General features: G+C 36.1%; 18 protein-coding genes and 1 tRNA gene. 10 read left to right on the forward strand and 9 right to left on the reverse strand.

The window, feature by feature from the left end:
- Positions 1–102: 102 nt before the first annotated feature.
- On the reverse strand, positions 103–1,398 hold the full coding sequence (locus F6K06_RS01535; protein WP_124154694.1) for a glutamate-5-semialdehyde dehydrogenase: 1,296 nt from the start codon (positions 1,396–1,398) through the stop codon (positions 103–105).
- A gap of 955 nt (positions 1,399–2,353) precedes the next feature.
- On the opposite strand from F6K06_RS01535, the gene F6K06_RS01540 reads away from it, so the two are divergent.
- The 3 genes from F6K06_RS01540 to lptB all read left to right on the forward strand — a co-directional run bounded on the left by F6K06_RS01540 (position 2,354) and on the right by lptB (position 5,963).
- A complete protein-coding gene (locus F6K06_RS01540; protein ID WP_287239723.1) occupies positions 2,354–4,111 on the forward strand; it encodes a mechanosensitive ion channel family protein in 1,758 nt (585 codons plus the stop codon).
- 93 nt (positions 4,112–4,204) lie between these two features.
- Positions 4,205–4,720 (forward strand): LptA/OstA family protein, encoded by a 516-nt coding sequence (locus F6K06_RS01545; RefSeq protein ID WP_124145170.1) that lies wholly within the window; start codon positions 4,205–4,207, stop codon positions 4,718–4,720.
- Positions 4,721–5,234: 514 nt separating this feature from the next.
- On the forward strand, positions 5,235–5,963 hold the full coding sequence (gene lptB / locus F6K06_RS01550) for an LPS export ABC transporter ATP-binding protein (RefSeq protein WP_124145171.1): 729 nt from the start codon (positions 5,235–5,237) through the stop codon (positions 5,961–5,963).
- A gap of 508 nt (positions 5,964–6,471) precedes the next feature.
- Here lptB and F6K06_RS01555 read toward each other — a convergent pair.
- The 3 genes from F6K06_RS01555 to serS all read right to left on the reverse strand — a co-directional run bounded on the left by F6K06_RS01555 (position 6,472) and on the right by serS (position 10,323).
- Positions 6,472–7,251 carry a PP2C family serine/threonine-protein phosphatase gene (locus tag F6K06_RS01555; RefSeq protein ID WP_124145172.1) on the reverse strand — a complete coding sequence of 260 codons (780 nt, stop codon included), beginning with the start codon at positions 7,249–7,251 and terminating at the stop codon, positions 6,472–6,474.
- 400 nt (positions 7,252–7,651) lie between these two features.
- Positions 7,652–8,314: a VWA domain-containing protein gene (locus F6K06_RS01560; protein ID WP_124145173.1), complete on the reverse strand. Its 663-nt coding sequence runs from the start codon at positions 8,312–8,314 to the stop codon at positions 7,652–7,654.
- Positions 8,315–9,045: 731 nt separating this feature from the next.
- A complete protein-coding gene (gene serS, locus F6K06_RS01565; protein ID WP_287239729.1) occupies positions 9,046–10,323 on the reverse strand; it encodes a serine--tRNA ligase in 1,278 nt (425 codons plus the stop codon).
- 159 nt (positions 10,324–10,482) lie between these two features.
- Here serS and F6K06_RS01570 point away from each other — a divergent pair, with 159 nt between their 5' ends.
- The gene (locus F6K06_RS01570; RefSeq protein ID WP_161564540.1) at positions 10,483–10,623 is read left to right on the forward strand and encodes a hypothetical protein; all 141 of its coding nucleotides are present in this window, start codon (positions 10,483–10,485) and stop codon (positions 10,621–10,623) included.
- Between the two features lie 97 nt (positions 10,624–10,720).
- Here F6K06_RS01570 and F6K06_RS01575 read toward each other — a convergent pair whose 3' ends face one another.
- The gene (locus F6K06_RS01575; protein WP_124145175.1) at positions 10,721–10,960 is read right to left on the reverse strand and encodes a hypothetical protein; all 240 of its coding nucleotides are present in this window, start codon (positions 10,958–10,960) and stop codon (positions 10,721–10,723) included.
- 143 nt (positions 10,961–11,103) lie between these two features.
- On the opposite strand from F6K06_RS01575, the gene F6K06_RS01580 reads away from it, so the two are divergent.
- Complete coding sequence (locus F6K06_RS01580; protein WP_124145176.1) at positions 11,104–11,463, forward strand: hypothetical protein; 360 nt, start codon at positions 11,104–11,106, stop codon at positions 11,461–11,463.
- Between the two features lie 198 nt (positions 11,464–11,661).
- On the opposite strand, the gene F6K06_RS01585 is transcribed toward F6K06_RS01580, so the two are convergent.
- The 4 genes from F6K06_RS01585 to F6K06_RS01600 all read right to left on the reverse strand — a co-directional run bounded on the left by F6K06_RS01585 (position 11,662) and on the right by F6K06_RS01600 (position 16,621).
- Positions 11,662–12,108, reverse strand: a complete 447-nt coding sequence (locus F6K06_RS01585) for a hypothetical protein (RefSeq protein ID WP_124145177.1) — start codon at positions 12,106–12,108, stop codon at positions 11,662–11,664.
- A gap of 454 nt (positions 12,109–12,562) precedes the next feature.
- A complete protein-coding gene (locus F6K06_RS01590; protein WP_124145178.1) occupies positions 12,563–13,741 on the reverse strand; it encodes an aminotransferase class V-fold PLP-dependent enzyme in 1,179 nt (392 codons plus the stop codon).
- Between the two features lie 59 nt (positions 13,742–13,800).
- Positions 13,801–14,142, reverse strand: a complete 342-nt coding sequence (locus F6K06_RS01595) for an Hpt domain-containing protein (RefSeq protein WP_161564983.1) — start codon at positions 14,140–14,142, stop codon at positions 13,801–13,803.
- 16 nt (positions 14,143–14,158) lie between these two features.
- On the reverse strand, positions 14,159–16,621 hold the full coding sequence (locus F6K06_RS01600; protein ID WP_124145180.1) for a response regulator: 2,463 nt from the start codon (positions 16,619–16,621) through the stop codon (positions 14,159–14,161).
- Positions 16,622–16,808: 187 nt separating this feature from the next.
- Between F6K06_RS01600 and F6K06_RS01605 the strand changes: the two genes are divergently transcribed.
- The 5 genes from F6K06_RS01605 (at position 16,809) to F6K06_RS01630 (ending at position 25,609) form a co-directional block, all read left to right on the forward strand.
- Positions 16,809–18,368, forward strand: coding sequence for a TM0106 family RecB-like putative nuclease (locus tag F6K06_RS01605; protein ID WP_124145181.1), 1,560 nt, complete (start codon positions 16,809–16,811; stop codon positions 18,366–18,368).
- Between the two features lie 1,116 nt (positions 18,369–19,484).
- Entirely contained in the window at positions 19,485–20,609 is a 1,125-nt protein-coding gene (locus F6K06_RS01610; protein ID WP_287239738.1) for an esterase-like activity of phytase family protein, read from the forward strand.
- A gap of 1,057 nt (positions 20,610–21,666) precedes the next feature.
- A tRNA-Asp gene (locus tag F6K06_RS01615) sits at positions 21,667–21,740 on the forward strand.
- A gap of 212 nt (positions 21,741–21,952) precedes the next feature.
- Positions 21,953–24,487, forward strand: a complete 2,535-nt coding sequence (gene gltX / locus F6K06_RS34490; protein WP_375340267.1) for a glutamate--tRNA ligase — start codon at positions 21,953–21,955, stop codon at positions 24,485–24,487.
- Positions 24,488–25,108: 621 nt separating this feature from the next.
- A complete protein-coding gene (locus tag F6K06_RS01630) occupies positions 25,109–25,609 on the forward strand; it encodes a hypothetical protein (RefSeq protein WP_124145184.1) in 501 nt (166 codons plus the stop codon).
- Positions 25,610–25,732 lie beyond the last annotated feature (123 nt).

The raw sequence follows: 25,732 nt of genomic DNA on the forward strand, positions 1-25,732 counted from the left end.
CTAGGTTGGAGTAATTTTTTCCCTCTATTTAGCGACAACTCTAATATTAAATCAGACCATCTCCCCCACTCCCCCACTCCCCTATTCACCATCTCTGCCATATTACAAATCTCGGTGAGTAAATACCTTAGGGCGATCGCCAGAATAAGTAGCAGCAATATGACCATCACCTACAACTTGATATTTATAAGTTACTAACCCTTCTAAACCTACTGGACCTCTTGGTGGCATTTTCTGAGTACTAATTCCTACTTCAGCTCCAAAACCATAACGGAAGCCATCAGAAAACCGAGTCGAACAGTTATGGAATACTCCCGCCGCATCTATTTGAGCCAGAAATAATTCTGCGGTTTCTCTATCCTCAGTTACAATAGCATCTGTATGTCCAGAACCATAAGTATTGATGTGAGCGATCGCTGACTCTAAATTATCTACTACCTTAATTGACAATACTAAATCGCTGTATTCTGTTGCCCAGTCTACTTCTGTCGCCACCTTTACCGACGGTAAAATCTTCCGAGTAGCTGCATCACCTCGTAACTCTACCTGATGCTTTTCCATCATTGGGAAAACCTCTGTCAAAAACTTGTCAGCAATATCAGTATGAACTAACAAAGTTTCCACTGCATTACAAGCAGCAGGATACTGAGTTTTTGCATCCACAGTAACTGCAACTGCCTTTTGAATATCCGCTGACTTATCTACATAAACATGACAAATTCCTTCAGCGTGACCCAAAACAGGAATTTGAGTATTTTCCTGTACAAATTTCACAAAAGAATTAGAACCTCTGGGAATAATTAAATTGACATATTTATCTAACTTCAGTAACTCCAGAGTTTCCTCTCGCGTAGTTAACAACTGTACTGCATCAGGATTAACAGAAGTTGTTGCCAGTCCTTGACGAATTGCTGTAACTAACTCTTGACATGAATTCGTTGCTTCTTTACCTCCTTTGAGAATGACACCATTTCCTGATTTAATTGCCAAAGCTGAAATTTGAATTACAGCATCAGGACGAGCTTCAAAAACCACACCAATAACTCCCAATGGACAAGTAATACGTTTGAGAATTAATCCTTCATCTAATTCTCGATGTATTTGCACCGTACCAACTGGGTCAGCCAAAATAGAAACATTCCGTAGACCTGCGATCGCACTGTTAAGTTTGGCCTCATCCATTTTCAATCGATTATAAAGAGGTTTAGCAATGCCATTGGTTTGAGCTATCTGACAGTCAAGTTTATTTGCTGCTAGAATTTTTGGTGCTGCGGTTTCCAGTGCTTGGGCGACTGCTTCAATTGCTTGATTTTTTACTTCTGTGGATAAACCTGCCGATTTTTGTGCTGCTTGACGGGTTGTTTTGGCTATTTCAGTCAAAGAAACTTCTATAATCATCGTCTTTTTGGGATTTTTTTACGACTTATTTTATCATTATACTGCTTTGGTCTAATAATTATTAATGATCTTGTGATTGATATTAATTATTAAATTTATATCTCAAGTTTTAAATGAATTTTATTGAGCAAAAAAAAATTTGTGAGGGGATAAAAGTACAGGATATTTAATGTAAGTGTGGCACATCAATCAAAATTAATGTTTTGCTCTATACTCTAAATTAATCACACTCAATTAAAACTATTTAATCTCAACTAAAATATGCTGAATTATTTTCTATTTCAGATATTTTTTGATTATTTAAAAGCTATTTATGGAAAAAATAAGTATATATTATTTGGCATATTTTTATATTATTTTTTTCAAAAAATGTTATCAGATCAGGCTTTAAAATCAAGCAATATAAGTAAATAAAAGCCTTTTTCCCATAGCATTACATTAGTAATAGGCTGATATACGACTTACTAATTGCTAAAACATTACAATTTCTGTCCGGATGTTTATCCTTTTAGCCAGAAAGCAATCAATAGACTAATTTTATCTTCAATAACCAAAAAAATCAGGTCTCAAGCCTTCCATTTTAAGGGGATAAAAAAGAAAGAAAATTCTGCATCTTCTCGTCTCCCTATTGCAGGAGGTACTGTTAACGAAGTCAGAATTCAGAAGTCAGAAGTTATTTTTGTAACGAGGATTTGAGCAAGGAGCCAAAAATATTTGGCCTTAAAAGGCGGGGTTGCACAACCCAATTATTTTGATAACGTAGCTCCTCTTTCTGAGGCTAAATGATAACTGATATAGCGTTTTCAAATGAGATGTCAAAAAGAATTGGTTATTGACTAGCAGTAAAAAGTCCGGCAAACCTTCTTACCTTTTGCCTGTTGCCTGTTGCCTGTTGCCTAAAAGCGACCAGGTTTTTTACGCAACTCAAATGAAATTACTATAACTGAATTGACTTATGCAAATTTATAAATTTATTTCATTCAAACAACTACTCATCAAGCAAAATAACTTCTTTAATCGCTATAAAATCTCAAAAATCATAACAGTTATAATTTTTAGTCTCTTAACCTTTATTCTAATAACTAATCAAACTTTCTTAGCATTAGGTCAGACTTCAGAAACATTAGAGAATAATAATATTGAAAATGTTACTCAAGTTCCATCATTAACACCTATCAGTAATATAGTTTATAAACCAATCAAAATCGACGGCAGAGAAATTTTCAAAGTAGCAGCAGTAGCAGGACAAGAAATCCAAGGAAATAGTAATACATCTCCCCTAAATATTAGAGTTAGACTGTATGAAAATAACCTCAAACAAACAATTAAAAATTGCTTTGATGCTGATACTTTAAAATTAACTATTGAAACCCGAGAAAATCAGACTTTAGTATTTGCCTCAGATGCAGAAGAACTCAAAAATCAATTCTTAATTGCCATCACAGATTTAGATGCTCAAATTCATGGCATATCTAGAGAAGATTTAACTAATCAGATTATTGGTTTTATGAAGGATGCCTTAATTAGAGCACAGAGAGAACGACAAGCAGACTATTTATTGAGGCGACTTTTAATTTCTTTCGGAATAATATTAGTTTTGATTCTGTTGAGCTTTCTCATATCAATTTGGCAAAAGTACTGCTTAAGAAAGTACCAAAAAATCCAAAAATCTATAGAAAATTTAAAAGTATCTCGCCCACAGATAGATGAATTGAGAAATTATCAAGAATTAACTACAGCAAAAACAGAGTTAACTTTAGGGCAAAAACAACAGTTAAGATGGGAACAACAGCAAGATAAAAATTCTTTTTTTAGAAGTTTTCTGCAAGTAAGTCACTTGATTTTATGGTTAAGTGGTATTATTTGGATTTTAGGTAATTTTCCTCATAGTCGTTGGCTACAGATTTTTTTAGTTTCTCATGTCATAGTGTTCACTATTATAATTGGTACTTATTTAGCAATTAAAGGTAGTCCGGTGATGGTCAACTGGTTTGCTATAAATAGTTTTAAAAGATTAGAAAATCAAAGTTATGGTCATAGAAAAATACCACAAGCAATTACTTTTTCTCATACATTGAAAGGAATTGTGATGTTTACATTAGGTTGTATTGGTATGCTTTGGATATTTCAAAATTTCAATGTTTCTATAACTATAGTATTATTAGGTTTAGGTATTATTAGTTTCACAGTTTCTTTGGGTGGTCATAATCTAGTTAAAGATATCATCAGTGGAATTTTAATTTTGCTAGAAGATCAGTATGCAATTGGCGATTTGATTGACCTAGATTATACTATAGGTTATGTAGAAGATATGAGTTTTCGTGTCACACAATTACGTGATGTAGGAGGACGTTTAAGTTCAATTCCTAATAGCAATATTTCTATAGTTCATAATTTTACGAAAGATTGGGCAAGTATTGATTTAAGAATAAAAGTTAATTTAGATTCTAATTTAAGCCAAGCAGTACAATTAGTTAAACAAGTTGCTAATGAGTTAAAAAATGATGCAGAGTGGGGAGATAAAGTTTTAGATTCTGCCAGTGTTTTAGGTGTCAATAGTGTTTCTCAAACTGAAGTAGAATTTATGATTAGAATGAAAAGTATACCAAGAGAACAATGGAATGTAGCCCGTGAATTTTGCTACAGGTTGAAACAAATTTTTGAGTTGAAAAAGATTGCCTTTAATGCCACAATATCTTCAAAATATAGATAAGTCCCTTCAGTTTCCTGTAAAATAATACAAGTACCTAACTTTTACCCAAGAGTCAAGACAATAGAATCCTTGACAACTTTCACCAAATTAAAAATGATACTAAACAAAAAAATATCAAAATTACTGATCTTAAAAGGACTTGCCCTAATCATACCTTTGGCTGTAAATGCTGTAACATATCCTACATCTGCCCAAATTAATCCTAACCCACCCCCAAATAATCAAAACTCCTCAGGGCGCACTATGACTGTTCGCTCCGACATTCAAGAAGCAGACTCTCGAACAGGAGTTGTTACAGCTCGTGGTAATGTCCAAATTAACTATCCAGCTCGCCAAATTCAAGCCACAGCAGCTCAAGCTCAATACTTTAGTAGAGAACGTCGAATTGTCCTCAGTGGAGATGTATTTATCCTACAGGAAGGCAATACAATTCGTGGAGAAACAGTTACCTATCTCATAGATGAAGGACGCTTTATTGTTCTACCTCAGTCTCAAGGGCAAGTAGAATCTGTATATTTAGTGCCTACAGGTGAAGATGCAGATGGGGGAAGCAATGTTACTGCTCCATTCAATCCAAAACCCGCCTTTAAAAGTCCAATAAGCCCATAACTATATTATATATAATTAAAAATTATCGCATATTACAAATTAATGTGGTGTGCCTGATTTTTTGTATCTGTTCTCTGTTCCCGAAAACTCTAGAAATCTTTACACAGCAAACTACCAAACAAAATTGTTTGTATAGCAGAAGGAAAAAGTAAGAAGTTTTATTCCCAAGTTTGTAGCTATTTCATAAGTCAAATACAGTAATGGCGACTGCTATATATCTACAAAATACTCAGGTATATTTTCTTTTTCCTGTTAAGGTTTTCCGTACCTCCAAGTATTAAATGAATTTTGCACAGGTAATAATATGATTGACAATAATAATATTTTGTGTATATTGAAGCAGCCTGGAATTGGTAAGATATTTGTTGTTTCTAAAGCTTAGGAATGAGGATTTTATTATCTACATAAGTTGAATTGCTTAAGCTCCCTATTGTGTGAGTGCTTTAAAAAAATCTGGACTTTATTTAATTCTTATTCCTTAGTTAATCTTTGAGAGCTGGCTTCTAACCCAAATATGAAAATTGTTCTTGAGAATATTCATAAAAACTATGGTAAACGTGCCATAGTTAGCCGAGTTAATCTATTCATTGCCCAAGGAGAAATTGTTGGCCTACTCGGTCCTAATGGCGCAGGTAAAACCACTACATTCTATATCGCTACAGGTATAGAAAAACCCTCCCTTGGCACTGTCTTTTTAAATGAGTTAGATATCACAACTCTACCAATTCACAAGAGAGCAAAACTGGGTATTGGCTATCTAGCCCAGGAACCAAGTATTTTTCGCAACCTCAGTGTTAGAGATAATATTCTCCTGGTCTTGGAACAAACAAAAATTCCTCGTCGCCAGTGGAAAAAGTTCTTAGATTCTCTATTGTATGAGTTTCGCTTAGAAAAAGTTGCTTCTACTTTAGGTTCCCAAGTTTCCGGTGGAGAACGGAGGCGAACAGAACTAGCAAGAGCCTTGGCCTCTAGCAAAGATGGACTAAGATTTTTGTTTTTAGATGAACCATTTGCAGGAGTAGACCCAATTGCCGTTTCTGAAATTCAAAAGATTGTTGCCAAATTAAGAGAACGAAAAATGGGCATCCTTATTACCGACCATAATGTTAGAGAAACTCTAGAAATTACTGATCGAGCCTATATTATGCGCGATGGACAAATATTGGCATCTGGAACAGCAGAAGAACTTTATAATAATCCTTTAGTACGTCAGTATTATTTGGGTGATAAATTTAAGTTTTGAATTACATTCAAAAATTAATTATTAATTATTATCTATCCGTTTTGCAGGATAGGATTGGGGAAGATGATTTTTTTCTTTATTTATTCTTTAAATCAGAGGCTTTAAACCTTAATTATTCGGTAACATCAAATTTGGTAGCATTAGTATTATTCACTCTTAAGGAATAAGATGCGATAATTTTAGGAGCTAACAGCCTTTAGTCCCTATGGACGATATGACAATACAGAGAATTATATCACTCCAATTTCTCGGGAACCATAGCTGGCAGATTTGATCTAAGTAGACATCTCCACAAATCCAAAATAAAATCAATTATTATCCATAAACTGGAGAATACAAAGTTCTGTAAAAAACGGTTTGCTCTCAAGACTGAAAGTTTTACTGGGAAAGGCTTACAGCACCTACGCTCTGTGAATGGATAATTTTTAACCTTGAGTCAGTGAAACCCTTGACTAGCAATAGTTATTCCCAGAACTTTGCACTGTCTAGTCCATAAATTATCAATTATTTATTCCTGTTCCTTGTTAAACTGCGCTAATAACAAAGTTAAATCGTCATCAGTTCTACCTGTAACTTTAGGCGATCGCAAAAATTCTTCCAATTGTTTAGTCGCCTCTTGTTCATCTGTCACCACAGTCATAAACTTAAACAATGGTGCAAAAAACGGACAATGAGGCAACCCTCTTGGCATCTTCAAAGCCAGCATTTGTAACCCATCGGAAAAAATTGCTAAATGAAAAGGCTTTCCTTGCCAAATCTTGATTTGAGCAGCTTCCACACCTTGCTCTGAAATCAAAAAAGTTGTCTCATTAATATATTCTCCACTTTGAGGAGCAGTCAGCGGAAAGATATTTTCTTCACCATCTCCCACTACCGCCGCACCATCTCCAACCTGAGCAGCAATAGCAAACTCTGATGTCGCCACCACCAAAATCAAAGTTGCAGCAAACTCCCGTGCTTCAACCTTCCTCACTTGAGACTCAGCCAAAACTGCTGTTCTCGCGGCTCTCAAAGCATCAATTAATTGATACTGCCAATCAACATTATTATCTTTAGACAAAAAATGTTGTTGAGAAATAGTTTCTACTGCAGCACTGACAGCTATTTTCGCCCCTACCTCCCCAAAATTAGATGAACCAGCGCCATCAGCAACTGCTGCAACTAAAATACCTTCCGGTAAAATCTCCCAATGATTTGCATCCTGACATGGTTGTCCACGTTTTTTGTGACTCGTACCTGCCACTGACACCGATACCACTCGCCAATGACCTTGTTCTTCTGTTGACATAACCTAACTTTTGGTAACTTTCCTTATTTCATTTGTGCAAGATATTAGGTGTTCTGCTTTAGGTACTAATTGCTATAACACCTTCTTCTATAATTAACGAGCTATCAGCTTTTATCGCTCTGAGTTATTTCAGTTATCAGTTATCAGTTATCAGTTATCAGTACCTCTGCAATAACGAGGCTTGACATCAGGAATATGCTCTTTTTTTTATCCTCTTAAAAGGGGAGACTTTAAACCACAATTTTTCGGTAAAAATCCCCGGGTTCTTATCATCCAGATGGTTGAGGAGGAGTCGAAATCTCCTTTCGGTTCCGGAATTATCCGCAAACGGGGGTGTCTCAAAAAAAATCTGCTGACTGCTGAAAGCTGAAAGCTGAAAGCTGACCGCTGAGGTACTTCTTTAAACTGTTCCCCATCCAGGAGGAGGCAGGGCCACTTGTTCGTCAACTTTAGAGTGGGAAACCTGCTGCATACTGGCAGATAACCAAATAAACATTTCCCGAAAGTCAAGTCCTCTCAGTTTTAGCGGTGTTCTGAGCGCAATTTCTCCAAGCTTATCCATATTTGCCCCTTCTACACCCACTGCAAAAAAGGCAACGTGCTTGTTATCTTCTTCTTCTCTAATGCGCTCTGTTGCTTCCTTAACAACTTTTTCTGATTCACCTTGAGGTTCGCCATCAGTAATCAAAAAAATCCAAGGTCGATAGTAAGTTATGCCATTATTCCGATATTCTAACTTCCGAGCTGCAATCATATCCAGCGCTTTGTTAATAGCTGTACCCATGTAAGTTTGTCCTTGGGCTGTTAATACCGGGTTTTCAAATTGGTCTGCAGTGATAAACTCTTGCACAATTTTTATTTGGTTGTCAAAAGAAATAATTGCCACCTCTACTCGTTTTTTAGCTAAGTCATCGGTAATTAAATTATTTCTAAAAGTTTCTAACCCCTCATTCAAAGCTTGAATAGCGTTGCCTGTCATTGATGCTGAGGTATCCAATAGTAGGACACAAGGACAGCGGGGTTCAGGGTTTTCTGCAAATTCTACTGCTTCATCAAGTCTCATAGTAGTTTTTTGGCCTTATATTAACAATTTATATTTTTTATATTTGTTTTCTTTATCTCTGATTCTAGAACTATATTTCTAGTAACTTTGGATTAAATACAACTAACATTCAGATGACATAGTACACCATAAGGCATTTTCCGACTAATATGAAATACGTTAATGTTTGCTAGCAAAGATTGATGGGGAGATGGGCAGATAGGTAGATGGGGAGATAGGGAGATTAGTATATTTGCACAATTTTTTGTATTTCATATAATCAGGACTTGCGCAGTACCGCTACATATAGTGTATAATTTAGTCATTATTGCTGATATAACCACTATGATTGGTGCAGTTGCGTAAGTCCTGATAATATAACATCTAAAATGGATAGATAATCCTGGGTTGAAAGCTAGATGAATCAAAGTTTGTCCCAATTGATATTTCTATAACACTACGTCTTGTTGTTAGGACAATAAATTTGGGTTGTAGGAAAAAGAAAAATGTCCTATCAAAAAATGCCTGAGAGTCTGTCTGCAGAAGGAAATTACGTCAATGCCCTAAAAATGGCTATAACCCTTGGTAGTGAAGAATCAGGACTTAGGCAAAAACACTATATAGTGTTAAGCCTTAAGGATCTATCTGTATTGGCGATCTAAACTAGATTTCTCTTGACGATCGCCTGAACAACAAAATTCGTGAGTGTATTAAAAGTAGGGAGTGTATAATCACACCCTACCCGATCGCAATTATAAAAATTCACGTCCCATAAAAGCTTGCAAGACTTCCGGTATTTTCACACTACCATCAACCTGCTGATAATTTTCCAAAATAGCCGCCATAGTTCGTCCCACAGCTAAACCAGATCCATTCAGAGCGTGAACATACTGAGTACCTTTTTTCTTTCCTTCCTTAAACCGAATATTTGCCCGACGTGCCTGAAAATCTTTCACATTAGAACAACTAGAAATTTCTCGATATGTTCCTGATGATGGTAACCACACCTCCAAGTCATAACATTTAGCCGCAGAAAAACCTAAGTCTCCAGTACACAATTCTATAATTCGATAAGGTAATTTTAGTGCTTGTAAAATAGCTTCTGCATCTGCCACCAATTTTTGATGTTCTTCTTCAGAGCGATCAGGATGCACAATTTTTACCATTTCGACCTTATTAAATTGATGGAGTCGGATTAACCCCCTTGTATCTTTGCCATAAGCACCAGCTTCTCGACGAAAACAAGGAGTATAAGCACAATGATAAATAGGTAGTTGTTCCGCAGTCAAAATTTCATCCCGATACAAGTTCATGGTTGAAACTTCCGAAGTAGGTATTAACCATAGATCGTCTGCTTCACACTTAAAACTATCCTCAGCAAATTTTGGCAGTTGACCTGTAGCTGTCAAAGACTGACTATTTACCAATAATGGGGCCATAACTTCAACATAGCCAACTTGAGTATGGCAGTTGAGCATAAATTGAATTATGGCACGTTCTAATGCTGCTCCTGCTCCCATTAATGCCACAAAGCGACTTTGAGCAATTTTTACCCCTCGTTCAAAGTCGAGAATACCTAGTTTTTCCCCAATTTCATAGTGGGGAATAATTTTTTGATTTTGGGGAATATATTCATCGCCCCAACGTTTGACTTCGATGTTTTCTGCTTCACTTTTTCCTAAAGGTGTAGACTCACTAGGCAAATTAGGAAGAGGTAAGAGCAAGGCTTCTATTTTGGCCTTTATCTCTTTTTCCCGTGGCTCTAGTTCGCTGAGTTGGGTTTTGATTTGATTTCCCTCATCTTTGAAAGCTTGAACTTCGGCACCCTTGGGGTCACTGCCTGATTTAATTTTTTCTCCTACCTGTTTACCGATCTGATTACTGCGAGCTTGGAGTTGCGATCGCTCTGTTTCCAGTTCTCGCTGTTGCTCATCCAATTCTAGAATTGGCTGTAAGTCGTAGTCTCCACGACGGTTGAGTAATTCTTGTACAGTTTGCAGATTTTCTCGAATTTGTCTAATATCTAACACAATTTCTCCCTAAGCCCTTAATTTATCCCACTTAACAGAATATTACTTTAGCTCAACTATTGTTCAAAAAGTCAAAATTTGAAAATCAAAAGTCAAAATCATAATATCTATAATTAATCTGTCAAAGCGAATCCCCACTGTTTTTGTCCGTAGGCAGTGATGACCACAATCTTGACACCAGTATTCGTGATGTCCTTTTCTGATATTAGTGCTTCCGCACGCTGGACATTGCAATTTTCTGAAAGTTTTATCAATCTTCATCGGCAACATAAATTTTGGTGTGAGGTCGATAGTTTATAGCAGTTTTCATTAACATAGAATACAGAGATTTTGGCTTAAAGGCAGAAGGCAGAGGGCAGAAGACAGAAGCAATGCAAGTCTACCTTTGTGAAAACCGCTATAAATATTCTTCTAAAAAGCTCTCTATGTCTCCAATATAAGTGCAGTGACTATTCATGTGTCGGAGAAGATTTTTATTCTTACGTCGAACTGAATTGCCTAAATTATTAATATCAACAGCATTTTTTCTAATTTGATTTTCAATCCGACCGATATACCGAAAAACAATCCAGCTACAACCTATCACAGAAAAAATAGTAGTAACCATGCCGACCGTCACAATAGTTTCTGGAGTCATTTATTAAAGACCAGTACCAATCTGGAGATGTTCAATATTTTAGAAATTCTGGTAGTTCTGAAGCTAGGAGTCAGTTATTACTATGGTGTCGGCAATGTATTGTTTATCCTCGGCATCGCCTGACCACTCTAGTTGGTAGGGAATTGGGGACTAAATATGATGAGTTGCTGGCTAAATATTCTAGTGATGAAAGTCTAAGCAAAGTCCAAGCTATTACTAAATATTTTGATAGGCAGATTGAGGCGATAGCGCTTATTGAGAAGTCCATGGCTGAAACTCCTAATATTCCTGCACTTCTGCAAATTAAGGCAATTAAAATTGGTGCAATTCAAGCTAAAAAAAGTTTTCTTTTGGCTGCTGAATCGGGTGTAAATGTAGATTTACTGGAGGCTATAAACACAGAAAAAGCTAAGGACTTCAAAACTCTAATTCCTTTTAAAGTAATTAGCCTTGCTCTTAGAAGGTTATGGCTAATGCTTAAAAAGGCCAATTGTACTAATTGAGCGATCGCTATAGTTGTCCCAAAAGGTTTAGGAAGTAAGTAAAAAAGTTACTCCTAAACTTCTCACCTTCTAAAAATCTAGACAATCCTAGACACACTCTTCATCGGTGATGTTAAGCGAAGCCATGGGAATGCTGACTCCTGTGAGGGAACGCGCACCAAGCAGGTTGAAAAATACTCCCCACCTCCCCATCTCTTTTTAAATAGATCTCAAATGGGTTCTATAGAAACCTAAAACCTTATCAGTATAGCTACCAATCTCACCTTGATTATATTGATTTGGATCTCCTGCCATCCACCATGCTGCTGCTCGACGCACTGCTAACGACTCATCATTACCACTAGCAGCATACTGCTCTTTCAAAATATCTTCCATTACGCATCCCAAAATTTCCCTTGCTTTTGTTGTATTTGCTTCAAACTCTTTTACAGTCATTTCCTCTCCAGTGCAAAGTCTCGACCACCTGGGAATATTATCTGGCTTAATTTGCCAGTCGCTATACAATCCATCATTTTCTGTTCCTGTTTGCGGTGCCGCTAGTCGGAGTGCTTCAACTAATGCCTGAACTTGAGTATTTGATATCTGTGCTTTTGCTGGCATTACCCAAATTATTAAAACAGCAACGATCCCTAATATAAATCTCATAGTGTCTCACCTATAACCAGAAGTCAATTTGACTTTATATTATATATTAAGTTAAAGGTGTTTGTGTTATATAAGTAATACCAAATTAATAAATATTTGCTACAAATAGCTAGGATCTTTCTTAGGAGTCAACCCACCCCTAACCCCTCCTGGGAGGAGAAGTCAGGAGGACCGAGTCAGAATGAATTGCTTCAATACCATTTTTCAGGTCGCAAATCATTCTTTTCTCTTGGTGCGCTACCAGATGTGACTAGCGTCGTCGCGGGATATGACGCAAGGGAATGCTGACTCCTGTGAGGGAACACGCACCAAGCAGGTAGAAAAATGCTCCCATCCCCCCATCTCCCCATCTTTAACTATATAAATATAATATAGATAGACCTCAAATGGGTTCTATAACATCTTGCTCTAGGGAGGTTCCATAGAACTTCCCTACTTTCTCCTCGGTTCGCTGTTACCCAAAAGCTTTAATTTCTGCAACTAATTTATCAATTTCTGCCTCTTGAGTAAAATAATGAACACAAGCTCTTACACAATCTGGATCGAGAATAGTTCGTACCATCATTCCCTGCTTTTCTAAATATTCAACTAACTGTTGATGAGACTTACCATTAGTTAACTGAAAAGAAACTAATCCAGCTTCTGGCGGTGCAGTTCGCAAACAATTAATCTCAGGAATTTTCTTTAAATTTTCCCATAAATATGCACTTAATTCTTTAATTTTTTCATATCTTTCTTCAGCAGTTCCCCACTGATTATGTAGAGCGATCGCCTCCTTTAAAGCCGGAGATAAAGGATAAGCAGAAGTCGCAATTTCGTAACGTTTACCATTAGGTTGCCAAGCAATTGGTTTACCACTTTTATCTTTGATAACACTCCGCCATCCAATAAAAGTAGGGCTTAAATTTTTCCTGGCTTCAGCACTGACATAAAGTCCCCCTAAACCACCAGGACCACACCACCATTTATGACCAGTAAAAGCATAAAAATCAACTTCTGTTTCGGCTAATTTTAAAGGTAAAACCCCTACAGATTGAGCAGCATCAACTAATACTTTTACTGGAAAAGGAGAGAAACTTTGACACATTTTAACAATTTCAGTCAATGGCAAAACCTGACCTGTATTCCACAATATATGGCTAATTACTAATAATTTAGTGTTTGGGCGTAAATTATTAGCAATAACTTCTACAGGGTCTCCTTCATTTAAAGTTGCCATAATCGGGCAAGTAGAAACCTCTATTTTAAAACGTCTTTGAATCTCCTCAATTGTAGCAATCACTCCAGGATGTTCGCAGTCAGAAAGTAATATATGGTCTCCTGCTTGCCAATCAATCCCCCAAAGTGGAATGTTACAACCGACAGTAACATCTTCTGTCAGAGTAATAGTATCTGGAGAAACTCCTAACTCAGCAGCGATCGCCCTCCGGACTGAAGCTACTTGTTTTTCTACCCAAATTCCGGCTTTTCCAGAAAAAGGTCCGATATTTTGTATTTCTTGATAAGACTGATAAATTGCCTGTAAAGATGCTTCAGGCATTGGTCCTTGCCCACCATAATTAAAATAAATTTTATTAGCTAAAGCCGGAAAATTTTGTTGATAATTTGATAATTGAGAGGGATGATGATTCATATAAATATTGCAGATTATCTAATCATTTAGTGCTTTGGGATTATACCATAAATTTTTATTTAAACTTGTAATTCTTCTAAAACAGACTTAGCAATAATAAACTCATTTTCTAATTGAGTGAAAAGTGTTTCTGCTTCTGCTTTTGTTATGGTACCAGCTTTAGCCTTCTGCTCTAATATTGCAGAGATTTCAGCCAAGCGCACTACTCCTAAATTACCACTGCTACCTCTCAAAGAATGAGCGCTTTTTTTTAGTGTTTTTGTGGCAGAGTTATCGATCGCCTCTTTAATAGCTAGTAACTGCTGTGGAGTATCTTCAATAAACAAATCGATCAGGTCCGTTACCAGATCTGCTTCGCCCTCTATCTGTACTTCTTGGCGAATATTTTCAATGACCTCCACTATCACTGGAGGAGAACTAGAAGCTGTTTGTGATTGTGGTGGTGGAGATGGTAGAGAAGGAGTTTTTTCTAACTGTTGTGTTTGTAGCGCAAGAGTTTTTTTTGGCTATGATTATTTCTCCCCAATTTTCCAGTATTTCCTGTACATCTTCAATCTTAACTGGTTTACTCATATAATCATCCATACCAGTTTGCAAACAAATTTCCCGATCGCCCTCCATAGCTCCCGCCGTCATGGCCACAATAACAGGTCTGTTGTCTAACTCATTGCCATATTTGTCACAAATATGTTTTGTTGCTTCCAAACCATCCATTTCTGGCATTTGCACATCCATCAACACCAAATCATAGGGTACTTTTTCTAAAGCTATCAAAGTTTCTAATCCATCACTAACCACATCAGGGCGATAACCCATTCGTCCTAACATCGACAATGCAACTTTTTGATTCACTACATTATCTTCAGCTAGTAAAATTCTTAAAGGTAGTCGTATCGCCAGATGGCTATCAATCTTGATCTCAGCTTGATTTTTCATATTGACTACCTGATTAGCAAAAATCTGCATCAGTACTTTATATAACTGATCTGGCTTAATCGGCTTATTTAGACAAGCTTGCAAATTGCTTGTATTACCTTTGGGAGAACCTATTGAAGTTAACATAACTAATGGCAGTGTTTTCAGTTCAGGAAACTTACGAATTTCAGCAGCTAAAGTTAGACCATCCATTTCCGGCATTTGCATATCTAAAATAGCTAGATCAAACTTTTTACCTTTCTTCAGCAACTCTAAAGCTTTTGCAGCACTATCTACTTCTGTAGATATGATATCCCATTTTTTATTTTGTATTTTTAGAATCAGTCGATTAGTAGGATTATTATCAACTACTAATATTCGTTTACCATTAAGTTGAGGCTGAGGGTTTTGATAAACTTTAGGAATACTGGGAGCACTTTGAGCTAAGATTGTGAAGTGAAACGTTGAACCTACAGCAAAAGAATTTGCAGAAGCTAAATTATTTTGATTTACCAAGGGATTTCCAGCGACATTACCCCCGCTTTCTGCCCACATTTGTCCGCCCATCATTTCACACAGTTTCTTACTGATAACTAAGCCTAAACCTGTACCCCCGTATTTACGAGTAGTTGAAGAATCTACTTGAGAAAAAGGCTGAAAAAGTCGCTTTAAACCTTCTGGTGGAATACCAATACCAGTATCTCTGACAGCAAAATGGATTTGGTGGGTGGGAGATTGAGAATTGTCTGAGTTAACTTCTTCAGCAGTAACATTTATTACTACTTCTCCAGAATGAGTAAATTTAACAGCATTACTGACTAAATTGACCAGAATTTGACGCAGCCGAGTCACATCACCCATAATTCTGCAGGGAGTATAATCGTCTATAATGTAGGCTAAGTCTAATGCTTTATCTGTAGCTTGAGGCACTAGCAAATCTAGACAAGATTCTACACATTCTCGGAGGTCAAAAGCTTGGCTTTCTAACTCTAACTTATCGGCATCTATTTTTGAGAAGTCGAGAATATCATTAATAATGATTAACAAGTTATCTCCACTACTGCGAATAATTTCCACAAAGTTTCGTTGTTGGGGATTGAGATTAGTATCTAGCAGCAAACCAGTCATCCCAATTACTCCATTCATTGGGGTACGTATTTCGTGACTCATGTTGGCCATAAATTCTGATTTCAGCTTGGCTATAGATTGAGCTTCCTTTAAGGCCGCATTTAATTCCTGATTTTTTTGTTCTAATTCTGCTGCTATTTTGGTCGTTTGTTCCTGAGTTTTGACTTTTTCTTCCAGATAAACTTGAAGTTTGTTGACTGCAGGTCTAAATACAAATACTCCCTCTGATATTAGTAGTAATATCGCAACTGTTAATAATAAATTTTCGATTCGTCTAGTTTGCTGAACCTTTTGTCGAGCTTCGGCATCATATTGGAAGACAATTTGATTCATCCGTGGAAGAAAAAGGGCCTCATTTTTGAGAATGGTTTCTACAAAAGGGCTAGTATTTGCTTGTGGTGACTGTGAGTTAATGATTACTAGCAAACCCTGAGCGGCCTTAACTATTGCTTGATAATATTCGTCCATCTCCGCAAACATTTGTTTTACCGTGGGACTATTATTACTGGGTAATCCTAAGTCTGAATCACCTTTTTGTAGTCCCTCATGGGAGGTTTGGAACAACTGGACAACATTTTCGAGTTCCTGTTGACGTTGTTTTCTGACTTTTGAGTTGGAGCTAGACTGGATAGCTAATGCTGCTTTGCTAAGTTTTTGACTCAGCATTCGTTGACGACCTGCGATGTTAATTACCCGAGAACTGGTAAACTGATATTTTAGGGATCTTTCTACTAAAAATTGTTCAAATATAAATAATCCGGCTATTACGCTGAGTCCGGCAATATAAAGTACCGTCAGGCGATTAGTTGGAGATGGCTGGCGTAGCTTTTTTGACATTTTTATAGTTATTGTTGCAGTGAATTTTTTCTATATTTCACTGTTGAATAGTCAGAAATGTTTGGTCTTTATATCTCGATTTTATCTCAATTCAACAAGTGGACTAGACTAACTATATATATATATAGTTGTGCTATTTTGGATTTTTAACTTCCGCAAAGTGGTTGACTCACTAACTAAATAATTAATGTTTATAACTGACTCTCAGCTACTTTCTTATCAACGTTGTTCTAGAAAAGTATTTTTAGATACCTATGGAGATTTTACGCAACAAGATTCTCCTAATGATTTTCTGCTGAAATTAATTAAAGATAGTTCGGAATTTAGGTCGAGCATTATCAAGAATTATATTTATCAAAAGCCTGATTATCCTCGTGGAGATTTAATTGCAGGGGGAAAAGCTACAGAAGTATTAATGGCAGCAGGTATTGATGTTATTTATCAGGGAATATTAATTATTCAGCAATCTTCAATCAACTCATTCTCACAAAATCAGACTATTAATTTGGTCAGTCATCCAGTTTTATTGATTAAACAGCCTGGATATTCTCGGTTTGGTGATTGGGTTTATATTCCCACAGATATTAAGTTAAGCAAACGTCCGAAATTAGAATATCAAATAGTTGCTACTTTCCACGCTCAAATATTAGCAAGTATTCAAGGAGTTTGGCCAGAAGCTGCTTGGTTGATTCTCCGAAAGAAAGGGTTATATAAAGTTAATTTAGAAAAGCGAATTGAGCAAATGCAGGAAACTATTTCTGAGTTAATTTCAATGTTGCAAAATCGCTTAGAACCAGAAGTATTTATGACACGGCAAAAATGTAGTATTTGTACTTGGTATAGTAGTTGTCATACTGTTGCGGAAACTCAAAAACATTTATCTCTTTTGCCTGGGGTTACTCCTAATCGTTATGCTGTGTTGAAAAGTCTCGATTTGATAACTTTAGAATCCCTAAGTTCTGCTAATCCTAATGACTTAGAAGTTTATCCTGAATTTGCTGATGGAGTCGGTACACAAGTTGTGCAGCAAGCTCAATCTGTCTGGGAAAATCAAGTAATTATTAGAAATGAAAAGTTGACCGAAGAAATAGATAGTAAAACTTTACCAATTAATTATTACAAATTAACTAGGATAGTCAATGCTCCTGTTGAAATATATTTTGATATTGAAGCTCAACCAGACATTAATCTAGATTATTTACATGGTGTCTTAGTAGTTGATAAACGCACAAATACAGAAAAATTCTATGTTAATTTAGCCGAAAATCCCTTAGATGAAGAATTTATTTGGTATCAATTTTTAAACTTAGTTTGGAAATATCCTATAGCTCCAATTTATCACTTCTGTGAGTATGAAATTCAAACTGTCAAAAAATTAGCTAAACTTTATAACACTCCAGATTATCTGTGGAAACCATTGTTGAAAAGATTTGTGGATATTCATAAAGTTGTTACTCAAACTGTTATATTGCCTGTAGAAAGTTATTCCCTCAAAAATATTGCTCGTTGGTTAGGTTTTGAATGGCGGAATCCCGAAGCTAATGGCGCTCAATCTGTCTGTTGGTATGAAGAATGGTTGAAAACTGGCGATCGCTCTTTTTTAGATGCAATTATTATTTATAATCAAGACGATTGTTATGCTACTTATTATATTAAAGAATGGTTGTTAAAATTTTTAGAAGAAGGAGTCAGGAGAACCGAGTCAGGAGGACCGAGTCAGGAGTTAGATATAGGAACCGTCGGATAGACAAGGTAAAGTCTTCAGAAGGAAGAAGGAAGAAGGAAGAAGGAATAGTTCAACAATTAATTATTAATTATTATATTATTACCTCTCCTTGAAAAGAAGAGGATTGACTAATCATGAAAATTTTTTCTCTCTTGGTCGATTGGATATGGCGAGGAGACCCGTTCTTACAGACCCGCTCCGAAGATCTCCATCCCACCCTTCGGGAAGCTGCGCTAACGACCGCTTGTTTCTCTTTTAAAGGAGAGGCTTTAAACCTTAATGATTCGGTAAGAAGGAAGAAAGAAGAAGCAATTATTCATAATTAAGAAGAAGGAAGGTGAGAAAGTATTATGTTATCTATATTAATAGAAAATAATACCAAATTCAAAAAAGTTCGTTACATCTTAATTTGTGATTTATTCGTACAATAAAAAAATGATAAGTTCCATAGTAAGCATTCAGCCGTCAGCTATTAGCTATCAGCTATTGCTTTTGGTGTAGTTTCAAAGCTGTATTAGGCGTTGCTGATTCTGGGTATGATTTGATAATTTTGTATTTGGGATTTTTGATTTTGGATGGTTTGAACTACTTGTTAATATTAACTTTTCCCAGATCCGGTGTTCCCTGTTCCCTGTTCCCTATAAACCTACTTTCATACCTTAATTCAGCAATGCCCTGTATTAATCTAGTCAGAGTTAAATCTTATGACAAAATTTTTAAATTCTATATTCATTTAAACTCCTTCCTTAAAGGTAAGTTATTATTGTTGATAGCTGACAGCTAATAGCTGAATGCTTACGTTCCATAAATTATAAAAATTCAACTTTTTCCCTGTTTTTTATTATGTTTTTCGGGTGGATATCATATTTGCAAAAATACTTTTTTCGGCATTGGTGATTTTGGCTATGATTGTGCTTTAATGGCAATTGCCAAACTATTAACTGAAAAGCATTTTATATTTAGCAAAATTTAGGTTTCATAGCTTGATTAACCAACGCCATTTTTTCCTATATATTCCCTGTTACCTGTTGCCAGATGAGCTGTTGCCTAAAAGCGATAAATTTTTGGCTTTATTCAAAATTGAGATGCACCCTGTTTTTCTTTCCCTGTTCCCTGTTCCCTATCAGACTTTGATATATGAATATCTTTAAACATAGAACTTATAAATACCTAATTATCACCTTAATTACTTGTTTGATTATTACTGTAATTACAGACAGAATAATTAATTCAGCTACTAAAACAACTATTCCTCAAGTCACTTTTTTAGGAGAGGTAAACTTTCCCACAAAATTAAAATTTAAAAATACAGAAGTTGGTGGGCTTTCTGCCATAACTTACAATCCAGAAAAACAAATTTTTTACGCAATTTCTGATGACCGTAGTAGCAAAGCACCAGCTCGATTTTATACTCTGAAAATTGACCTAGAGCAAGATAAAATTTTAGAGGAAACTGTAACTTTTACAGATGTCACAACTTTATTGAATGAAACAGGTAAACCATTTCCCGCTTTGAGTATTGACTCAGAAGGAATTGCTTTTACAGGAGAGACTTTATTGGTTGCTTCTGAAGGAGATAGGAAACGTCAAATACAACCATTTATTAGAGAATTTTCTCTCACAGGTAAACAACTACAAAATTTGCCAATCCCTGAAAAATTTCTCGTAGAAACAAACAATGGAGTTAGAAATAATCTGGCTCTTGAAAGTTTAACTATTACCCCTAGTCAAAAATATCTCTTCACCGCTACAGAAAATGCTTTAGTTCAAGATGGCGAAGAACCAACTTTTAGTATGGGTAGCTACTGTCGAATTATACGGTATGATTTAGCTAAAGGTCAGCCAGAAACAGAATTTCTATACATCACAGAACCTATTGCTACTAATTCTAATAATCTAGGTGGTTTTAGTACCAATGGTTTAGTCGATTTACTTGCGTTAGATGATACTCATCTTTTAAGTTTAGAACGGTCTTTTTCCCTAGGAACAGGAAATGTAATTAAACTTTTCCAAATAGATTTATCAGATGCAGATAATATTCAAAAAATTGATGGTTTAAATAATCAAATTACTGATATTTCTCCAGTGCAAAAAAAATTACTCTTAGATTTCAGCACTCTAGAAATAGTCTTAGACAATATTGAAGGTATAACTTTTGGCCCAAAATTGGCAGACGGTCAGCGATCGCTCATCCTAGTTAGCGATAATAATTTTAACCCTCTACAAATTACTCAGATTTTGATATTTAGCACTAATCTTTGAGTTAGCAGTCAGTAGGCGAAATAAAAACTATAGTGCTACAGTATATTTAGGGTAGACTATCTGTTTAACTATTCAGTAGTGGTACTTAGACATTTTATCGTAGGAAAAATGCGTCAAATTAAGTCTAGACAAGGAAATTACGTCGATGCCTTAAAAATGGCTAGAACCCCTGGTTATTCAGGATTTATGCCTTTTTGACGTAAAAGCCTCTGCCCATCTATATTTGATCCTATTTTCTGGCTTTATTTTGTGTAAGTACCAGTAGTCAGTAGTGATGTGGAAATTTATAAAACTTACTGACCAACCATATCAAGCAGCAAAATAAAAACTATAGTGCCATAGTATATTTAGGGTAGACTACCTGTTTAACTATTCAGTAGTTAATCAGGGCTATTTCATTCTAAACTTTGCCATTTTATGTATTGACGAAACCACGTTATTTACAGCTTTAGGAAATTTATCTTTCGCTGTCTGAAAATCAATAAATTCATTGTCAAAATCTAGAATGAAATGACCCTGGTAGTTAATCGTCAGTAGTGATGTGGAAATTTATAGAACTTACTGACCAACCATATCAAGCAGCAAAATAAAAACTATAGTGCCATAGTATATTTAGGGTAGACTACCTGTTTAACTATTCAGTAGTCAGTAGTGATGTGGAAATTTATAGAACTTGCCGACCAACCATATCAAGCAGCAAAATAAAAACTATAGTGCCATAGTATATTTAGGGTAGACTACCTGTTTAACTATTCAGTAGTCATTAGTGATGTGGAAATTTATAGAACTTGCCGACCAACCATATCAAGCAGCAAAATAAAAACTATAGTGCCATAGTATATTTAGGGTAAACTACCTGTTTAACTATTCAGTAGTCAGTAGATTTACTGTTTCAGCCCTAATATCTGACCTCGGCAATTCCGTTAAAAGATTAAGTATCAAAACCTTACTATAGTCTCAGGTTTCAGCTCTTAGAACAACACAGAGAAAAAAAATTTAGAGAAATGCTTGACAAATAAAAAGAAAAACCCCATAATAGTACATGGCTTGAAAATAAGGGACTGTAGTTCAACTGGTTAGAGCACCGCCCTGTCACGGCGGAAGTTGCGGGTTCGAATCCCGTCAGTCCCGTAGAGAGACAACTTAAACCTCAGAATATACTGAACATCATACGAACAGTAACTGCTGTTTGGTGAAACTCTATATTTTATGATAAAAGTAGGGAATCAAATCAGTATCAAAATTATAGATTTTAATATCACTCTGGTAAAATTGATATCTTCTCAGATTGAGCCAGGATGTAGAAAAGAATCTAAAAACAAAAAACTAAAATAGAAATTGATATGAGTGTTAGAGTTCGTCTGGCCCCAAGTCCAACAGGAAATTTACATATCGGTACAGCCAGAACAGCTGTATTTAACTGGTTATTTGCCCAAAACCAGAAAGGAAAATTTATCCTCAGAATAGAAGATACAGATATAGAGCGATCGCGTCCAGAATATACAGAAAATATTATGGAGGGACTGGCCTGGTTAGGATTAGAATGGAATGAAGGGCCATTTTACCAGTCTCAACGGTTAGAATTATACCAAGCAGCCACTCAAAAATTACTAGATAAAGGATTAGCCTATCGCTGCTATTGTACAGAAGCAGAACTAGAGGAAATGCGGGAAGCTCAGAAAGCGAGAAAAGAAGCACCCCGCTATGACAACCGCCACCGTGACCTTACACCTAAACAACAAGCAGCTTTTGAAGCAGAAGGAAGACAGCCAGTAATTCGTTTTAAAATTGACGATGACCGAACAATTAACTGGAAGGACCTGGTTAGAGGGACAGTAACCTGGAAGGGCAGCGACTTGGGTGGAGATATGGTCATCTCCCGTGCTGCTAGTGTAAAGACAGTGGGACAACCCCTCTACAATATGGCAGTGGTAGTAGATGATATGGATATGGAAATTACCCATGTAATTCGTGGTGAAGACCATATTGCTAATACAGCTAAACAAATATTACTTTATGAAGCCCTAGAGGGAAAAGTACCAGAATTTGCTCATACACCTCTAATTCTTAATCAAGAAGGACGCAAACTGTCAAAACGGGATGGCGTAACTTCAATTTCTGATTTTAAAGAATTAGGTTTTATCCCGGAAGCACTAGCAAATTATATGTGTTTGCTTGGGTGGACGCCTCCAGACTCAACCCAAGAAATATTTACCCTGACAGAAGCAGCTCAAAACTTCACTTTTGAGAGAGTGAATAAAGCGGGAGGTAAGTTTGACTGGGATAAGTTGGATTGGATAAATAGTCAATATTTACATAATTTACCAGTAGCAGAACTGACTGATAGATTAATTCCCGTATGGCAAAAAGCAGGATATGAAGTAGACCCACAGAGCGATCGCCCTTGGTTAGAACAATTGGCCGCATTGATTGGACCTAGCTTGACTCGCCTCACAGATGCAGTAGAAATGAGTAAGTTATTCTTCTCCCCCACTGTAGAACTGGATGCAGAAGCAACTGAACAAATGCAGAAAGAAGATGCTGTAAAATCTATTAATTCTATTATTGAGGGGATAGATAGTGATGCACCTCTGCGAGTGGGTGATGCACAAAAAATTATTAAACGGGTGACTCAGGCAGTTAAAGTTAAGAAAGGCATTGTCATGCGCTCTCTAAGGGCGTCTTTAACTGGTGCCATGCAAGGACCAGATTTAATTCAGTCATGGTTACTCTTGCATCAAAGGGGTTTTGATATATTACGCTTCAAAAAAGCTATAGGTCAGCAGGTTGAAGAAAGCAAAAAAGTAGATGCTCCGGATAATAGTAATAAAGGGTTTGCTGAAATAAAAACAGCAACTTCAAAAACTTCTGTTCCACCAAAACAACAAGCTCAGAAAATAAAAGCATCAGTTACTCTTGATGGTGAGTCTCAAAGTGTTAAACCAACTATAGATCAAGCACAAGCAACAACTCCAACGGGTAAGTCTCAAGTTGTTGAACCTACTGTAGAGAAACAGAAACAAACTACGACTCCCAAAGGTGAGTCTCAAAGTGTTAAACCAACTACAGATAAAGCACAAGCAGCAACTCCGAGTGGGGAAGCTAAAACAGTAAAACCTGCTGTAGAAAAGCAAGCAACAGCAACTCCCAAAGTTCCCACAACTCCAACTACGGTAAAACCGACTGTAGACAAGCAACCAACAGCAACTCCTACAGTCCCGACAACCCAAGCGGGAGAAACTAAAGCTGTAAAACCGACTGTAGAAAAACAAACATCAACAGAAACTCCTACAGTCCCGACAACCCAAGCGGGAGAAACTAAAACGGTAAAACTTGCTGTAGAAAAGCAAGCATCAACAGAAACTCCTACAGTCCCGACAACCCAAGCGGGAGAAACTAAAACGGTAAAACCTGCTGTAGAAAAGCAAGCATCAACAGAAACAACTCTTACTACAAAACCGGAAACCGTAGAACAACAAGTTGCTGCTCAAGTTGAAACTTCAACCTTGGATGACCAAAAGTCTGTAGACACAACAACTAATGAAACCGTTGAGAGTGATCGACTACAAAAGATTAAAGAAAAATTGATTAATACTTTTGCTAACTTTCCTGATTACATTAGTCAATTCTATCAAACATATCAACGTCAGCTTAAAGTAATTGGTTCGCTGATCTTAATCATATTAATCTTCAGATTAATTCTTGGTTTCCTAGAAGTTTTAGAAGGAATTACTACTTTATCAATTAGCTTTGAGTTGATAGGTATGGGATATTCAGTATGGTTTGTTTACCGTTATTTGCTGCGGAAATCTAATCGGCAAGAATTATTAGATAAAATTCAAGGTATCAAAGCAGAAATTGTGGGCAAAAAGTCTTAAACTTCTAATAGTTTCAGATACTGAAAACAACATGGGGGAAATTAAAAATCGAAGTAAACCAGAAAAATGTTTGTTTCAAATTCCCCCAATAATTAGGGTTTGCTGAAAAAGTCTTTTTTAAAGAGTAGGGAAGTAGGGGAGTGGGGGAGTAGGGGAGTAGATAGTAGTTAGGAGGAAGGGGGAATAGAATTTAAATAGGAGGTATTCATATATATTTGTTCCTTGATTTTTATACAATTATTCTGGTTTTTATGCTAAATTTTTGAGGGTTTTAGGCTGAAAATCTGGCACTTTTTTCAACCCAAAAAGAGTTTTAGCTAATATCAATCAATGCTTTGAGATTTAATCAGCAGAGCAATAATTATTTTGTAAGCATTTCCTGTGGAATGCTGCGCAAACAGCTATTCGCGGTCAGCTCTTCCTAGATCATGCTACGCAAACAGCTTTTTAATAAATGAAGCAAGCATTTGCTTAACTTCTGCGACATTTTTAAACAAAGAATTGAAGCACAAGAACAGCAAGCTTAAATTCTCCACTAAAATTAATAAAGCTGATAGCTGATAGCTGACTGCTGAATGCTTACATTATTTTGAATTTCTTTATCCGAAAACAGCACTCTAAATGAATAAAAATAAACGAAGAAAAACAATATTATTTTTAGTAGTATTATTTTCATTAGCTGGGATACAGAAAATCAGTCCTGTTTTATCCCAAGATTTACAATTGACACCTATATTTGAAGATGTAAATCTGTATCCAAAATCTCCTCAAAACCGAATGATTATTAGAGGATTAAGTGGAGGTCCTGTATCTGCAAAAGAAACAACAGGCAGAAATGACACGGTAACTGGACCTTGCGTAGGTTTTATTGATCGAAAACCAGATCATAGATTAATTTTAAATGGTTTTTTTCAATCCCTGAAACTTGAAGTTAAAAGTAGTGAAGATACAACTTTAGTAATTAGAGGTCCTGGGGGTAGTTGGTGTAATGATGACTTTGAAGGAAAAAATCCTGGAATTATGGGTCAATGGTTTTCAGGTACTTATGAAATATGGGTAGGTTCTTACCAAAGAAATAAATATTATCCTTATGTTATTAAAATTACTAAAGAAGAAGATTGATATATTCTCTGGGGTGAAGTTGTGGAGATTTTCATTTAAAAAATAATTCTTGATTGAGCGAAAAGAACAAAAGTAAAGATAATTTCAGTATTTATTTGGTACTGTCAGTTCTTAAATTTTATT

This window comes from Okeania sp. SIO1H4, from assembly GCF_010672695.1.
In the GTDB taxonomy this organism is placed as follows: domain Bacteria; phylum Cyanobacteriota; class Cyanobacteriia; order Cyanobacteriales; family Microcoleaceae; genus Okeania; species Okeania hirsuta.